Origin of the sequence: Streptomyces humicola, assembly GCF_024436035.1 — a bacterium.
Classification (GTDB): Bacteria; Actinomycetota; Actinomycetes; order Streptomycetales; family Streptomycetaceae; genus Streptantibioticus_B; species Streptantibioticus_B humicola.
On record NZ_JANFNG010000001.1, the window covers coordinates 76,853 to 92,306 of the forward strand.

General features: G+C 65.6%; 15 protein-coding genes and 1 pseudogene. 8 read left to right on the forward strand and 8 right to left on the reverse strand.

Annotated elements, in window-relative coordinates; genetic code table 11:
• Positions 1 to 873: 873 nt before the first annotated feature.
• The 8 genes from NGB36_RS00385 to NGB36_RS33045 all read left to right on the forward strand — a co-directional run bounded on the left by NGB36_RS00385 (position 874) and on the right by NGB36_RS33045 (position 8,643).
• Complete coding sequence (locus tag NGB36_RS00385; RefSeq protein ID WP_255917965.1) at positions 874 to 1,632, forward strand: IclR family transcriptional regulator; 759 nt, start codon at positions 874 to 876, stop codon at positions 1,630 to 1,632.
• Between the two features lie 362 nt (positions 1,633 to 1,994).
• Entirely contained in the window at positions 1,995 to 2,783 is a 789-nt protein-coding gene (locus NGB36_RS00390; protein WP_255917966.1) for a 2-keto-4-pentenoate hydratase, read from the forward strand.
• 2 nt (positions 2,784 to 2,785) lie between these two features.
• Positions 2,786 to 3,691: an acetaldehyde dehydrogenase (acetylating) gene (locus NGB36_RS00395; protein WP_255917967.1), complete on the forward strand. Its 906-nt coding sequence runs from the start codon at positions 2,786 to 2,788 to the stop codon at positions 3,689 to 3,691.
• Positions 3,688 to 4,737 carry a 4-hydroxy-2-oxovalerate aldolase gene (gene dmpG, locus NGB36_RS00400; protein WP_255917968.1) on the forward strand — a complete coding sequence of 350 codons (1,050 nt, stop codon included), beginning with the start codon at positions 3,688 to 3,690 and terminating at the stop codon, positions 4,735 to 4,737. Before NGB36_RS00395 ends, dmpG begins: the two co-directional genes overlap by 4 nt.
• Positions 4,737 to 5,519, forward strand: coding sequence for a 2-keto-4-pentenoate hydratase (locus NGB36_RS00405; RefSeq protein WP_255917969.1), 783 nt, complete (start codon positions 4,737 to 4,739; stop codon positions 5,517 to 5,519). The genes dmpG and NGB36_RS00405 overlap by 1 nt, the downstream gene beginning before the upstream one ends.
• Position 5,520: 1 nt before the next feature.
• Positions 5,521 to 5,769 carry a tautomerase family protein gene (locus NGB36_RS00410; RefSeq protein ID WP_255917970.1) on the forward strand — a complete coding sequence of 83 codons (249 nt, stop codon included), beginning with the start codon at positions 5,521 to 5,523 and terminating at the stop codon, positions 5,767 to 5,769.
• Entirely contained in the window at positions 5,769 to 7,214 is a 1,446-nt protein-coding gene (locus NGB36_RS00415; RefSeq protein WP_255917971.1) for an aldehyde dehydrogenase, read from the forward strand. The genes NGB36_RS00410 and NGB36_RS00415 overlap by 1 nt, the downstream gene beginning before the upstream one ends.
• A 577-nt stretch (positions 7,215 to 7,791) precedes the next feature.
• Positions 7,792 to 8,643: an SCO1860 family LAETG-anchored protein gene (locus tag NGB36_RS33045; RefSeq protein ID WP_269469673.1), complete on the forward strand. Its 852-nt coding sequence runs from the start codon at positions 7,792 to 7,794 to the stop codon at positions 8,641 to 8,643.
• Positions 8,644 to 9,218: 575 nt separating this feature from the next.
• Here the strand turns inward: NGB36_RS33045 and NGB36_RS00430 are convergent.
• The 8 genes and pseudogenes from NGB36_RS00430 to NGB36_RS00465 all read right to left on the reverse strand — a co-directional run bounded on the left by NGB36_RS00430 (position 9,219) and on the right by NGB36_RS00465 (position 15,387).
• Positions 9,219 to 10,214, reverse strand: coding sequence for a 2Fe-2S iron-sulfur cluster-binding protein (locus NGB36_RS00430; RefSeq protein WP_255917972.1), 996 nt, complete (start codon positions 10,212 to 10,214; stop codon positions 9,219 to 9,221).
• Between the two features lie 5 nt (positions 10,215 to 10,219).
• Positions 10,220 to 10,498 (reverse strand): hypothetical protein, encoded by a 279-nt coding sequence (locus NGB36_RS00435; RefSeq protein WP_255917973.1) that lies wholly within the window; start codon positions 10,496 to 10,498, stop codon positions 10,220 to 10,222.
• Between the two features lie 426 nt (positions 10,499 to 10,924).
• Positions 10,925 to 11,101, reverse strand: a pseudogene (locus NGB36_RS00440) (IS256 family transposase); the annotation flags it as partial.
• A 192-nt stretch (positions 11,102 to 11,293) separates the two neighbouring features.
• Positions 11,294 to 11,734: a VOC family protein gene (locus NGB36_RS00445; protein WP_255917975.1), complete on the reverse strand. Its 441-nt coding sequence runs from the start codon at positions 11,732 to 11,734 to the stop codon at positions 11,294 to 11,296.
• 291 nt (positions 11,735 to 12,025) lie between these two features.
• Complete coding sequence (locus NGB36_RS00450; protein WP_255917976.1) at positions 12,026 to 12,808, reverse strand: 2-keto-4-pentenoate hydratase; 783 nt, start codon at positions 12,806 to 12,808, stop codon at positions 12,026 to 12,028.
• A 224-nt stretch (positions 12,809 to 13,032) separates the two neighbouring features.
• Entirely contained in the window at positions 13,033 to 13,479 is a 447-nt protein-coding gene (locus NGB36_RS00455; protein WP_255917977.1) for a GlcG/HbpS family heme-binding protein, read from the reverse strand.
• A gap of 19 nt (positions 13,480 to 13,498) precedes the next feature.
• Positions 13,499 to 14,323 (reverse strand): alpha/beta fold hydrolase, encoded by an 825-nt coding sequence (locus NGB36_RS00460; protein ID WP_255917978.1) that lies wholly within the window; start codon positions 14,321 to 14,323, stop codon positions 13,499 to 13,501.
• Positions 14,324 to 14,328: 5 nt separating this feature from the next.
• Complete coding sequence (locus NGB36_RS00465; RefSeq protein WP_255917979.1) at positions 14,329 to 15,387, reverse strand: NADH:ubiquinone reductase (Na(+)-transporting) subunit F; 1,059 nt, start codon at positions 15,385 to 15,387, stop codon at positions 14,329 to 14,331.
• Positions 15,388 to 15,454: the final 67 nt, after the last annotated feature.

A 15,454-nucleotide genomic window follows, 5' to 3' on the forward strand; every position in this document is an offset into this window, starting at 1 on the left:
CACGGACGCGAAGGACCTTCCTCGGCACCGGCGGCGCGCGCAGCCGCACCGACCAGGCGCTGGAAGTCGCTGTTCCCTTTCAACTCGACTGTCGAACCGTGCTGGTGCTCTGGTACATCCGCGCCGGCAACGCTCAACGCGACGTCCGCGCCCGCCGCGCAGCGGCCCGTGGTACCGCCCCAAGCAGCACGTCTCCCTTCAAGGCAACGATCACCGCATTCCAGCGGGCCCGGATTACCGCAGCCGCCAGGCCAACCCGGCTTCGTGCTATTCCACAACGCCCCACTGACCCGTGCCGCTCCCGCCGCGTAACGGCGAAACTTTAGTTCCTCATTTGTCCTCACACCGCCGTTCCGCAGGAAGGAACGTCTCCTGCGGACAGGCCGAAGCCACAGTAAATACAACCGGAGATTTCTCTGTGGGTTGGGGTCGGTCGGGCCAGCGGTGCATGTGAGGAGGTAGCGCGTGTTCTCGTCGACGCTCTTGTGGATGTGCGTCCGGACCGCATCTGGAGATCGAGTCGAGGTACGGGCGGGCGTGAGATTTCGTCTTGGAGGGGGAGGGGCCTAAATCACGTACGTCGACGGTCAGGGGCCGTGCCGGGGCGCACCCTGCCCAGTGGATCGGCCGCAAATGTCAAGGCCAACCAGGCATCGAGGTGTCTTTTGTGTGCCTATCGGCCGTACTGCTTTGCGGGGGGGAAGCTGCCACGGGTAAGGCAGCGCAATCCGACAGGCGTGCATCAGGTCCAAAGTGGCGTACCGGCAGGGCCCACCCTCCGACCACCCTCGACCGGTGTGCTCCGTGTGGGGCTGTTGCACTACTGACGTACGTGGCGGGGAGACCGAGGTGCCCGATATGAGGGATGTGCCTGTGAACCGCTCCACTGTCGACGGAGGGCTGAAATCAGTATGGGCCGCGCTGGAACTGCTGGACTGTTTCGAGGCCGCCCATGAGCTTGGAGTCTCCGACATCGCCCGACAGTTGGGTGTCGCGAAGAGCACTGCTCACCGGCTGCTCACCACGTTGTGTGCCCGCGGGCTGGTTGAGAAGAACCCGCAAAGCGGGCAATACCACCTGGGTTTGCACTTGTTGGAGTTGGGCCTGCTGGTGGCGGGCCGCTTCCGGCTCCGTCAGGCCGCGCTGCCGTTGCTGGAAGAGCTGCGGCAGCGTACCGGCTGCACGGTCCACCTGTCGGTCCCAGAGGGTGCGGACGTTTTGTTTGTGGAGCGTCTCCAGTCGCTGAACGGAATGCATCTGCTGGCCAACGTCGGACGGCGGCTGCCGGCACACTGCACCAGCTCAGGTAAGGTGATGGCGGCCTTCGACGCCACCCTTGCCCGGCAGCGACGTGAGGCCGGATTCCCCGTCCTCACGTCTTCCACAATTCGCACTCCGGCCGTCTGGGATCGGGTTCTTGTCGAGACGCGACGGCGCGGGTTCGCAGTCAGCCGCGACGAGATGACGGTCGGGCTGACGTCATTGGCTGCACCGCTCCGCGACAACGCGGGGCGGGCCCGTGCAGCGATCTCCGTCGTCGGACCGACTCGGGAGGTCGGAGACAGCATTGAACGCTCGGCGCGACTGGTGACCGAGGCTGCGCGCAAGCTCAGCCGCCGCCTGTGCCTGTGATGAGGGCTGCGGGTCGGGAAGATGTGGTGCGTGGCCGCCGCCAGGTGAGTATGGACGCCTGTTCGGGAACGCTGTGAAGATCTGGGGGAGTGCAGGAGCCGGATCAATCGGCCATCGGGTTCCGAAGCGCGCTGACAGCGTCCGGAGCATCCGAGTACTGCGAAAGCCGGACGCAAGCCGGGCGATCCACCGTCGGTTACGACTTTCTGTGCGGCCCCTGCCTGCTGCCCGCCGCGATTGGCGGACGGCGCACCGAGGATTGGAGCGTTCCACGCTCAGGAACGTATGCACGATCGACATCGCCCCGTCTCTAGCTTCTACGACCAGTGGTCCGTTCCGTACGAGTCGAGGTGGTGTGATACGTGAACGCAGTCGCTCAGGCAGAGGCAGCCGATCTGCTTTTGTCTGCCTACGAGTCCCGGGTTCCGGTGGATCCGTTGGTGGAGAAGTACGGAGGGCTCACGCTGGACGATGCGTACGAGATCCAGCTGCTCCAGATCCGCCACCGGATGATGGCCGGAGCCACGGTGAAGGGGCACAAGGTGGGCCTGTCGTCACCCGCCATGCAGCGGCAGATGGGCGTCAGCCAGCCGGACTACGGCCATCTGCTCGATGACATGTTCTGGCTCGAACACCTACCGATCCCGGCCGACCGGTTCCTTCAGCCACGGGTCGAGCCGGAGGTCGCTTTCGTGCTCAAGCGTCCGTTGCAGGGACCCGGTGTGACGGTTGCCGAGGCAGCTGCGGCAGTCGACTTCGTCCTGCCCGCACTCGAGCTCATCGACAGCCGGATCCGGGACTGGAAGATCAGCATTTTCGACACCATCGCGGACAACGCGTCATCGGGCGGCGTGGTGCTCGGCAGCACCCTCACGCGTCTGTCTGCAGTGGATCTGCGTCTCGTTGGCTGCAACCTGCACAAGGACGGTGAGCTCGTTGCCACGGGCGCGGGCGGCGCGGTCCTGGGGTCGCCGCTGACGTCGCTGGTGTGGCTGGCCAACACGGTCGGCGCGCATGGCGTCGCACTGGAGGCAGGACACGTCGTGCTGCCCGGTTCTGTCACCGCGTCGATCCCGGTTCGCGGAGGCGACAGCGTGACCGCCGCCTTCGCCGGGCTCGGCAGCGTGACCGCGCGTTTCACGGAGGAGTGAGCATGACGAAGGCGACGGCCGCGATCGTCGGCCCGGGCAATATCGGCACCGACCTGTTGGCGAAGCTGCAGCGCAGCGAGCACGTCGAGGTGCGCTACATGGTGGGTGTCGACCCGACGTCGGACGGCCTGGAGCGGGCACGCAAGCGCGGCGTTGAAGCGTCGGCCGGCGGCGTCGATTGGCTGCTGGCCCAGGATGACTTGCCGGACATCGTGTTCGAGGCGACGTCGGCGAAGGCGCACCAGGCGAACGCCCCGCGGTACGCGGAGGCCGGGATCCAGGCGGTGGATCTGACACCGGCTGCGGTCGGTCCTCTGGTCTGCCCACCGGTCAATCTCAAGGAGCACCTGACTGCGTCTAACCTCAACATGATCACTTGCGGCGGGCAGGCCACGATCCCGATCGTGAGCGCGGTCTCGCGCGTCGTGCCGGTGCCGTATGCCGAGATCGTGGCGTCGATCGCGTCGCGGTCGGCGGGCCCCGGCACGCGGGCCAACATCGATGAGTTCACCGAGACCACGGCGCGGGCGATCGAGCGGGTCGGTGGCGCGCGGCGCGGCAAGGCCGTCATCATTCTCAACCCGGTCGAGCCGCCGATGATCATGCGGGACACGGTGTTCTGCGCGATCCCGGCGGATGCCGACCGTGCCTGCATCACCGAATCGATCGAGAAGATGGTCACCGACGTGGCTCGGTACGTGCCGGGCTACACGCTCCGTGCAGAACCGCAGTACGACGACCCGCGCGATATATGGGCCGGGCAGGCCCGAGTGGCGGTCTTCCTTGAAGTGCGGGGGAACGGCGACTACCTGCCCCCGTGGGCAGGCAACCTGGACATCATGACCGCCGCAGCGGCTCGCGTCGGCGAACTGCTGGCGGTCGCAAAGAAGACGGCGGTGGAGGCATGAGTACTAACGAGGCAACCCGTGACCTTCGCATCACGGACTCGACGCTGAGGGACGGCTCTCACGCCATGCGGCACCAGTTCACCGAGGAGCAGGTGCGTGGCGTGGTGCATGCCCTCGACGCTGCTGGTGTCGAGGTCATCGAGGTTGCCCACGGGGACGGGCTCGGCGGCTCGTCGTTCAACTACGGCTTCTCCAAGGTTGACGAGATCCAGCTCATCCGGGCCGCCGTCGACGAGGCGACGGCAGCGAAGATTGCGGTGCTGCTGCTGCCCGGCGTCGGCACGGTCGAGAACCTCAAGGCCGCGCACGAGGCCGGTGCGTCGGTGGCGCGTATCGCGACACACTGCACCGAGGCGGACGTGTCGATCCAGCACTTCGGTGCCGCGCGGGACCTCGGTATGGAGACCGTCGGGTTCCTGATGCTCTCGCACCGCATCGGGCCGGAAGCGCTGGCCAAGCAGGCGCGCATCATGGTCGATGCGGGTGCGCAGTGCGTCTATGTAGTGGACTCCGCCGGAGCACTCGTCCTCGCCGAGGCCCAGGCCCGCGTGCAGGCGCTGGTTCTGGAGATAGGGACGCAGGCTCAGGTCGGCTTCCACGGCCACCAGAACCTGTCCCTCGGCATCGCCAACTCGGTGCTGGCCTTCCAGGGAGGGGCGAGGCAGATCGATGGTGCGCTGTGCGCGCTCGGCGCGGGCGCGGGGAACTCGCCGACCGAGATCCTCGCCGCAACTTTCGAGCGGCTCGGGATCTCCACCGGTGTGGACGTGCAGGGTGCGATGGCCGCTGCCGAGGACGTGGTCAAGCCGTTCATCCCGCGCCTGCCGTGGATGGACCGCTCGTCGATCGTGCAGGGCTACGCGGGCGTCTATTCCTCGTTTCTGCTGCACGCCGAGCGGGCGTCGGAGCGGTACGGCGTACCAGCGCACGCGATCTTGGAGCGGGTCGGCGAGGCCGGCTACGTGGGCGGGCAGGAAGACATGATCATCGACATCGCGCTCCAGCTATCGCAGGAACGCGAACTCGCCGCTGAGGGGGCACGCTGATGAGCACGTGGGATATCGACCGGGCCGCCACCGTGCTGCTCGAAGCGGAGGATACGCGCACCGACCGCGCTGCGATCACAGAGGAGTGGCCCGGCCTCGACCTCACGACCGCCTACGCAGTGCAGGACGAAACGCTGCGACGTCGGCTCGAGCGCGGGGAGAAGCTGACCGGCGTCAAGCTGGGACTCACCTCGCGTGCCAAGCAACAGCGGATGAACGTCGCCTCACCGCTCACCGCGTGGCTCACCGACGCGATGGTCCTGCCCGCCGGTGACCCGGTCGCGCAGGACAGGCTCATCCACCCGCGCGCGGAACCGGAGATCGTCTTCGTGATGCGCGACCGGGTGGCCGGACCCGGTGTGACCGCGGCCGCCGCCCTCGCGGCTGTCGGTTCGGTGCACGCTGGTATCGAGGTCATCGACAGCCGCTACCGCGACTTCAAGTTCACACTCCCCGACGTGGTGGCCGACAATGCGTCATCCGGTTGCTACGTGACCGGCCCGGTTGGCCGACCGCCCGAGGCGCTGGACCTGGCGCTCGAGGCGTGCCTCGTCGAGGTCGACGGCCAGGTCGTCGACTCGGCCACTGGTGCCGCCGTACAGGGGCACCCCGCCGAGGCGCTCGCGCTCGCCGCGAACGACCTGGGCCGGCGCGGACACGCCATCGAACCGGGATGGGTCGTCCTCACAGGCGGCATGACAGACGCGGTCTTCGTACCGCCCGGGGCCAAGGTGGCCGCGCACTTCACCAACCTCGGTTCCGTCTTCCTCGCTGGAGGCTGACGTGCCGCTGATCGAAGTGACCCTGGTCAAGGGTCGCACACCGAAGCAGATCCGGTCGCTCATCCGCGAGCTGCATGAGGCGGTCGTCCGCGCGGTCGACGCACCGCCGGAGAACGTACGCGTCGTCGTCCGCGAGGTGCCGCCCACCCACTGGGCTGCGGGCAACGTGACGATTGCGGAGCGACGAGCCGGCGCAGAGCTCGCGGCGCAGGGGCGGAGCGCAGTCGACAACGGAGGGAGGCGCAGTTGATGGATTTCTACGGACACGTGATCGACGGCGAAGAGGTAGCGTCACTCGACGGTGCACGGTTCGACACGATCGACCCGTTCACGCGTCAGCCGTGGGCTCTGGTCGCCCTCGGCGGAAAGGGTGACGTCGACCGCGCGGTCGCTGCCGCGCGCAGCGCATTCGACGAAGGGCCCTGGCCACGGATGGGGTTCGTCGAGCGCGGCCGGATCCTGCACAGGCTCGCCGATCTGATCGAGCAGCACGCCGACGAGCTCGCCCTTGCCGACACCCGCGACATGGGCAAGCCGATCGCGCAGTCCAAGGACAACGACGTGCCGCGGGCAGCGCGCAACTTCCGGTTCTTTGCGGACCACGCGAGGTTGTCGACCGGTGAGGTGATGCCGATGGACACCGGCCATCACACGTACACGAGATTCGAGCCAGCCGGCGTGGTGGCGGCGATCGCGCCGTGGAACTTCCCGCTGATGCTGGAAAGCTGGAAGATCGCACCCGCACTCGCGTGGGGCAACACCGTCGTGCTCAAGCCGGCGGAGGACACTCCTGTCTCGGCAACGATCACCGCCCGGCTGGCCCTCGAAGCGGGTATGCCCCCCGGCGTGTTGAACGTCGTGCACGGCTATGGCCCCCGCTCGGCGGGGCAGGCTCTGACCGAGCACCCGGACGTTGATCGCATCACCTTCACCGGCGAATCCGGCACCGGCCGGATCATCGCGGCAGCGGCCTCGGCACACCTGGTGCCGGTCAGCCTGGAGCTCGGTGGCAAGGGCGCCAACGTCATCTTCGCTGACGCGGATTTGGACAACGCAGTGGAGTGGTCGATCCGCGCGATCTTCACCAACGCCGGGCAGGTCTGCCTGGCCGGCAGTCGGCTCTACGTACAGCGCGCCGTCTACGATGACTTCCTCTCCCGGTTCGTCGACGCCGCCGACGCCATGGTGACCGGCGATCCTCGGGATCCGCACACGCAGATCGGGCCGCTCGCGTCGGAGGAGCACTACCGCAAGGTGCGCGGCTACGTGGAGACCATCGAGTCCGAGGGCGGCAAGCTGCGTACCGGTGGACTCGGTGACGGCTGGTTGGTCCGGCCCACGGTGATCACTGACATGCCGTCGGACGCGCGACACTGCCGCGAGGAGATCTTCGGCCCCCTCGCCGTCATCACCCCGTTCGACACCGAGGGGGAAGCGGTGGCACTCGTAAACGACAGTTCCTACGGGCTCAATGCGATGCTGTTCACCGAGAACCTGCACCGCGCGCACCGGGTCTCGGCCGCGCTGAAGGCAGGCACCGTCTGGGTGAACTGCTTCTTCGTCCGCGATCTGCGCGCCCCCTTCGGCGGGGTCGGCGACTCCGGCATCGGCCGCGAGGGCGGCAACTTCAGCCGCGAGTTCTTCACCGAGCCCAAGGCCGTGGTCATGCAGATCACCGGCGAGGAGGAATGCTAGAGAGCGCTCCGGGCTGGTTGGAAGGAGACTCGAAGGTCCAAAAGAGCCGGGTCCGTCACGCGAAAGCCAGGATCGACGGATGGATGGGACGGGCGGCTCACGGCTGAACGTGTCAACGGGCGAGCGAGCAGGACCCGTCCCGTCGGATCTGGGGTCAGCGGGGCGGCCTTTCCGAATCCCAGTGGAACTCTGCCAAGGCCCGACAGCATTTCTCAGCATGGCGCTTGCCAGCACGGCCAAGACAGAAAGATCACAGATGGACTATTGTATCCCTTGCCGTCGACAACTCAATGGCCATTTATGTTGTCCCGGTTGCGGCATAGAAATCCAGAATATGGTTTCGCTCCCACCTCGCCGTAGCATCGCCTCGGCTGCGCTGGGGGTGACATCGGAGTGTGATTCGGAGTCCTTTCCTGACGTGGCGGCAACCATCGATATCGGCACGGCGGTGGCATCCGGTAGGGTCAGCATACTTTAGCAGGAGGCTGATCGTGACCTGCCCGCTGTGTCCTGTGCCGAAGACTATGTCGACCGCACCTCGAGCAGTAACGCAGTCCGTTACCAGCACGGGAAAGGAATGCAGCGTCACGCTTTCTTTGGTGTCACCGCCGCGTTGATAGGCGGTCTGGTCTCCAACGTTCCGGTGAACGCGGTGCTCGACGACGTGCACGCGCCCGCGGATGCCCGGCAGAACACGCTCAATGCCAAGGTTCAGGTGCCGGTCAGCGGCCAGCAGTTCAACATCCTGACCGCGGACGTCGCCACTGCCAGCGCCACCGCCGACCAGCAGAAGGCCGAGGGTTATGCGAACCTGGTCAACGTCAAGGTAGAGCTGCCCGGCTTGCCGGAGCCCGTGCTGCAGGCCAAGGCGCTGACCGCGCGGGCGACCTGCGTGGCGGGCGAGCAGCCGACGGCGAACGCTTCACTTCTCAAACTCGTCGTGCTGGGTAAGGCGCAGGAAGTCAAGGTGGGCCAGACCATCACGGTGCCCGTTCCGGGTGTCGGTCAGGTCAGCGTCGCCCTTACGACGACGACAAACACTGCTAGCGCCGCCGCCGCGACCGCTCTCGGCCTGCACGTCTTGGAGAATCCGCTGAAGGCGGGCTTCGCAGAGGTGAAGGGGGACATCACGCTCGCGCACGCGACGTGCGAGACGCCTTCAGGCGGCGGGACATCCACCGGCGGCTCGTCGGGTGGTGGCAGCGCGAACGGCGGGTCCACCAGTGGTTCGACGGCGGGTGGCAGCACCAGCGGCGGATCGCAGGGCGCCAGCAGCGGCACCACCGCAGGTACCGGCAAGCGTCTCGCCGAAACCGGTGCCAACTCGAATACACCGTACATTGCAGGTGGTGCGGCAGCCCTCATCGTCGCCGGCGGAGCCGTGGTCTACGCTACGCGGCGTCGCAAGTCGTCTGCGGCAAGGGACTGAGCCCCGGCTCACCGGCCGGCTACGTAGCGGGCCGGTGAGCGGCACGCATGTAAGGGTGCTCTCATGTAGAGAGATGAGGCAAGGACCCTGCTGCTTCCCGAGTTGACGTTGTCCGTGGAGTTGGTGGGGGACAAGGCAGTGAGCTGGACGCTGCGCAGGGAACTGTGCAAGGCTGTGGCCCGTTAGCCCAAGTGCATTGGGGGTCCTGGAAGGGGCTGTGGGGAATCCCCGGTGGAGGCGGACCATGGTTTGGCGGCGGCTGGCGCGTCTACGGCCGTGACAGCGAGCGTTGCGACTGCAGCCGCATGATCGACGTCGATTACATCCGCTCGGCCGTCGATGACTGCACTCGACTGGGCTACGGCAAGGCCTATCCCGATTAGAGGACCGCTACCTACGCCGGGCTGCGGTCTTCTTCGCTATGGTGGGCGACTTGAGCGGGGGTTCTCACCGCTGGTGTCATGGTCTACCGGCGGATTCCGACCCCGGTAGCACGCCCTGGCCCACCTTGCTGCGGTCGGTAGGCGCGGGTGCCCCTACCGACCGCAGACGCCTCCGTTTCACCATCGACGGTGTCAGCCGAAGCTGTCGTAGTGGATCCGGTCGAACTGGACACTGTGCTCACGCAACAGCACGCGAACGGCGTTCACCATGGGAGGCGGACCGGCCAAGTAGATGTCGCTGTCGGCCATGGCTTCCAAATACGGGGTCAAAGCGTCGGTGACCAACCCGGTGGTGCCTACCCAGGAATCTCCTCCCGTCAGCAATGCCCCGTGCAGACGACCGGAAGGCAAGCGATCGACCAGTGACGCGAGTTCATCCCAACAGACCAGCTGGTCCTGCGTGGTGGCGCCGTAGAAGACGCGCACCGGCCTTTGGTCACCGCTCTCCACCAGCTGCCTCACGAGCGCAAGAATCGGGGAGACACCAGTGCCTCCGGCGATAAGAACGACAGGTCGTAGGCCCTCGCGAAGCCACATGTCACCGTACGGCAGCTCCATATTGATGGAGCTGCCAACCGGAAGCCGGAACAGTTGCTCACTTCCCGGTCGGCCTTCGTACCGCTTCGCGATCAACTCGACAACCGGGGAACCGGGAAGATCCGACATCGAGTAGCAGCGTCGCAGTTTGGGTGCGAGTTCAAGGATGGCGTACTGTCCCGCACGGTAAACTGCCTCGCCCTCGAGCTGGAAGCGGAATCTGCAGATCTGCAAACCCAGCTCCTCGACCTCGACCAACTGTGCCTTGTGGTCCGCGGTTGGCAGCTCGGGGCGGGGTTCATCGCTCACCCACGTGGGCTTGATGACGAGATCCGACAATGGCCTACTCTGGCAGGTCACCATCCGTCGCCGCCTGGCGTCCCTTGCATCCATCGCTGGAGCCTCGGCGAACAGCAGGTCAGCCTCGCCCTCGACCACGGTCACTTTGCAGGTTCCGCAGCTACCCCAACCACATTCGAAGGGAAGCCAGACCCCCGCGCGCCTGGCGGCAGCAAGAATCCGGTCGCCTTCACCAACCTCGAACGTCTCACCCGTGTTTGCTAGGGTGACCCGATAGGTGCGCATCGTCATAGCAATCAGAGACCGCACGAGTCAAAGGTGTCACGGCACCGCTCTTCCACGGCGCCCACGAAGTCGTCCCTGGTGACGTTGTTCACCGAGAACCCCACCTGGTTATGGACGTACTCGCAGTAAGTGATCTTATGGGGCTCATCCCATCTCCACCACGCCTCAGCCGGAACACCGAAGCTGTTGGAGAGATCCTCAGGCCATGCCTGGTCCTCATCGACGTAGGAAACCTTCCCGTTCATGTCCCGAGTGAGGTCGTAGCACTCGGAACGGGCAAGACCCGGCATGAGTTCTCCCTTCTCGTCACCGACGGCATCGTCCCTTGTCCGCCGACGCTTGCGCCCGGCGGCGGGTCCGCGCCACCACGGGCTGTGCCCTTCGTGGCGGAATACAGCGTGGCGGATCCGCTGACGGGCCCGCAGGGGCCGTTCCCTCCTGCGGAACGACTGCGCACAAGACATCGTCTGCTGGAGGACGCACAGGCGAACACGTGGTTTCGCGGACCCGTGCCGAGCGGCACCCTGACTTGGTCATTGGCCTCGGGCGTCGAACGACACAGTGCCGGCTGCCGACATCCCCTGCTGGCTGCGGCCGGGAACGAAGAAGTCAACGAACCTACGACCACGCCGCGCAGGTTAAACAAAGACGTGCTCGACGCGGGCGCGGTCCGGCGGTGAGAGGCGTTGGGTTTCCTGCTGCCGGGGCGGCAGGTCGTGACGGCCGGGCTTGCGGCGGTGTGGGATGACCAGGCCGGTGCCGAGGTAGCCGTCGTCGGTGGCCTCGATCAACTTCTGCAGGATCCGCTGGGCCAGGACCCTGAGCAACTCGATTCCGTCGGCCGTGCCCAGTGACTCCATGAGGTGGCGTACATCAGATTGAGACAAGGCCATCGCGCACCTCTCACTTCAACGAGCCTCACCACGTGAGAGCCGCTTCGCACCTGGTGGCCATGCAGTTACACCCTCGGCGGACTCTGCTCACGGTAGTGGTGCGTACTTGCGCCGCCACTGCCGTGAGGGGAGTCCGGCCCGCTCACCGCTGTCTCGTGTGACCGCATGTCAGCCGCCGCGGGACAGGGGCCGTCAGCCGGTCAAGGTGAACAGCTCAAGCTGGATGCCATCGGGATCGCGGAAGACGAGCACCGAGTAACCGAATGGCTCGTGCATGTCGGTGACACCTGCATGCTCAACCCCCAGCTCGTCCAGCCAGGCCACCCAGGCTTCCAGTGTCGTTCTGCTCGACACCGACAAAGCGAGGTGATCGAGCCCGGTACGGGTCTCGTCGAACTGCTCGCCCATGTTGGCCCGGTGATGGTGGAGGCCGATGGCGAGGCCCGAGTTCGGATCGGTAAGCAGAATCGCATACCCGCTGTCTTCCGAGCCGTAGTGCGGGAAGGGCACCGGTACGCGCTCCAGCCCGAAGACACGCTGGTACCACTCGGCGCTTGCCTCTATGTCGGTGACGGTCGGCGAGAAATGGTGAATGCCATCAACCGTCGGCTGCTGGGTCTTTCTCTGAGTCATGTCTGCTCCCTAGTTCGTGTATGCATATGGCGAGCGTGTTCTCGGTACCACGATCTTGGAGGGTGTGCCGGCTACCCAGAAACGTCTTCAGGTGTACCTACTCGTTCCCGGGGCCGACCACGTCTCTCTCCCTGAGTCGGACGTCTTCTCGCTTCGCCGAGAAGACGTCTGGGGGCGTCGACCGGTGGCGATCGGCAAGCGGTCAAAGCAACTGCGCCAGGTGTAAGCTGCACACGCCCTCGCTGCTTGCCTCCCAGTAACCACAAGGACCCGACAAGCACGGCGAGCATTTCAAGCGCTTCGACGGCCGCTGCGGCTCACGCCTATGCCGAACAGCCCGCCGAAGGTTGCAGACACGGTGCCACCGGCGGGCAGCGGTACCGCGGCCGTTAGCCCGCCGGTGATGATGATGTCGCCAGGCTCGAGCCGACCACCGTGAGCAGCCAGTTCGGTCGCGAGCCAGGCCACTGCCTGCGCCGGGTGGCCCATCGCAGCCGCACCTGTCGCCTCGGCGACGGGCCGACCGTCGCACGCCAGCTCGACACGTAGACGCGAGAGGTCGCCGCATCCTTTGAGCTGAGGGCCGAGCACGACATAGGCAGCCGAGGAGCCGTCAGCGGTGTTGTCCTCGAGCCGAAACCTGTAGTCGCGCCACACCGGGTCTACCACCTCGAGAACGGCCCGGGGCTGCGCGCAGGCTGCCAGTACCTGTTCCGGCGTCGCTCCCGCAGAAACCGGTCTCGACAGAACGAGGGCAATCTCAGGCTCGACCCTGGGCTGTATAACCCGATCACTTATGATCTCTCCGTCGTGCATCACCATTCGGTTGGTGAGTGGCGCGAAGTTTGGTAGGTCAATGCCCATCTGCTCACGCATCGAGAGAGACGTGTAGCCGAGCTTCCACCCGATCCGCCGTTCCCCACGCTCGATACGAGCGGACAGCACCCTCGCCTGGATCGCGTACGCATCGTCGAGAGTCAATGGCACCTTGTCTGAGATCGGGTCCAGCAGCCAACCGTATCGCCGTGCCATGACAATGACGTCAGCCCAATGCTGCACGTCCGCCTCGTACATCGACTCGCTCCTCGGTTTAGGTATAGAACATCTTGGCGCGATCGTCAGAGGAGCACCCGCACCATGCATCCACGACATCCCAGTCGAAGCAGATCACCTCGCACAGGACATCCAGTACCAGGACAGATCTATGTCAAGGTGACGTCGTTATTGCACGAGGTTGACCCACTCAGGGACGCAGATGGCTTTGGACTGCTGGCGCAGAACGCCATCGAGGCGAACTGTCAGACCGTACGAGCCTGGCTGCTGTCTCGTATCGCCGCCGCCGCACCGCATTCGGCGACCAGCCGATCCTCTTCGGTGCTGCCGCCGGAGACGCCGACTGCCCCGACCAGCTCGCCATCGACGGTGACAGGCACACCACCGCCGAAAACCACAAGACGCTCGGTCTTGACAATGCCATGAAGCAAGGCCGTTTCATCCTTGATGAGGTTGAACCACTCATGGGTTGGCAGGCCGAATGCCGCCACCGTGTACGCCTTGTCCTGGGCCAGCTGTCCCGACAGGAGCGGAGCACCGTCCATCCGGCCGTACGCCAGCAGATGACCGGCTCTGTCAACCACCGCAACGCACACCACGACACCCAACGACGTGGCCTCGGCCACCGCGGCATCGACTGCGTTCCGGGCTGCCTCCCAACCGATGGTGCTGGCGTTGATCAGTGCCATCATGCTCCTCTCCATCGTGTGCTCAGGCGGCCAGGAAGTCGGACACCAGCTGGTTGAACGCCGTGCTCCACTCGATCTGAGTCCAGTGGCCGCACTGGCCGAAGACGTGCAGCCGTGACCTTTCGATGAGGTGGTGCAGCCGCAGCGAGGTCTCGAGGGGAATCACCTTGTCGTCGCGCCCATGTACCAAGAGCGTCTCGTGTGGGAGCCGCGCGATCTCATCATCCGGCGTGGCCAGGGCGTCCACCCAGCGTTGCCGCGGCGCTGGGAACATCGTTGCGAACGCTTCTTGAAAGCCTGGCTGGATGCTGGCTCGGTAGCGCACCTCGGCGAGTTCCTCGGTGAGTAGTTCCCGTGAGTGGGCGAACACGTCGAGAATGCGCCGCATATTGTCCACCGACGGCCGGTAACCCCACACTGCGTCGAGCCCCGGGGTGATCCGGAATGGCACACCCACGCTGCCCATGAGCACCAGACGTTCCACACGGTCGGGATACCTGGCAGCCACCCGCAGTGCGATCGCGCCACCGAAACTGTTGCCCACCAGTGAGACCCGCGGCAGATCCATCGCGTCGAGGAACCCGACGAGCTGGTTGATCCAGGTGGACAAGTCGTACGTAACGTCAGCCGGACGCTCGGTATAGCCGAAGCCGACCATGTCCGGGGCGATCACCCGAAAATGCTGTGCCAGTGCCGGCATCGTCAGCCGCCAGTTGGCATATGCCGTAACACCTGGCCCCGAACCGTGCACCAGCACGACCGGTGCACCCGAACCAGCCTGCAGATAGTTGGTCCGGATGCCATTGGCGACGGTCGACAAGCCGATCTCGGGCCGCTGCTCCTCCACCGTCGTCACCTCTTGAGCAGCGGACTCTTAAGACCGCCACTGGCCTTGTCGGACTCGTCGAAGAAGTCCTCGCGGTAGATGTCGCGAGGGAACAGCCGTTTGCCCATCAGCGTCTTGATTGCCGCATCGACCATTGGCGGGGGCCCACACACGTACGCGACATGGTCCCGGCAGCTGGCCATCTCCCGGTCAAGCACATCGGTAACCAGCCCAGTCTCGAAGCCGTCCACCTCCTGCGCCGACAGGCAAGGGCGGTAGCGGAACCGGCCGGGACGCTCCTCCTCGAGCGTGCGGAAGAAGTCGACGTCGTAGAGCATGTCCACGCTGCGGGCACCCTGGTAAAGGGTCATCTGCTGCTGGGCTTCACCGGCCAGCACATGTTGGACCATCGACTTGATCGGCGCCAGCCCGGTCCCGCCAGCAATGAGAAGGACGGGCTCGTTGCGCATCTCGTGGAAGAAGAACCGGCCGTAGGGCCCCGAGACCCGCAGCTCGTCACCGATAACAAGATTCTTAAAGATCCAGCCGTCGGTGGCGAGACCGCCTCGCACGCGGCGCACGTGCAACTCGATACGGCGTCGGTCGGAGGGGGGGTTGGCCATCGAGTAGGTCCTGGTCACTCGTGTACCCGGGACCGACACCTGGAGGTACTGACCTGGGTTGAACGCAATGTCGTCATCGAGATCCACCGTCAGTCGCCGAGTGTCGGTCGCGCAGTCCTCGATGGCGGCGACTGTCCCGGTGAAGTCGCGTACCGGGTGGGTGGTGACACCCTCCTCGACGTCCACGTCACCCTCGACGACAACGTCTGACCGGGGCCGGGCGCAGCACAGCAGAGCCTTGCCCTCGTCACGCTCGAACTCCATCAGCGCGAATGTCGAGGCTTCCCCATGGTCCACGTCCCCGTCCAGCACCTCTGCCTTGCAGGTGCCGCAGGTGCCATGAGTACAGGCATGTGGCAGCCACACGCCGGCGCGTAGACAGGCGTCGAGTATCGTCTGATCTCCTCGGCAGGAGACGCTCTTGCCGAGCGGCTCAACGGTAACGGTATATCTGGCAGACATCGCACCTCCTCCGGCGAAGGAACACGCGGCCGGGAGCGGGGGAGCGCCCCCGGCCACGCCAGCGGTT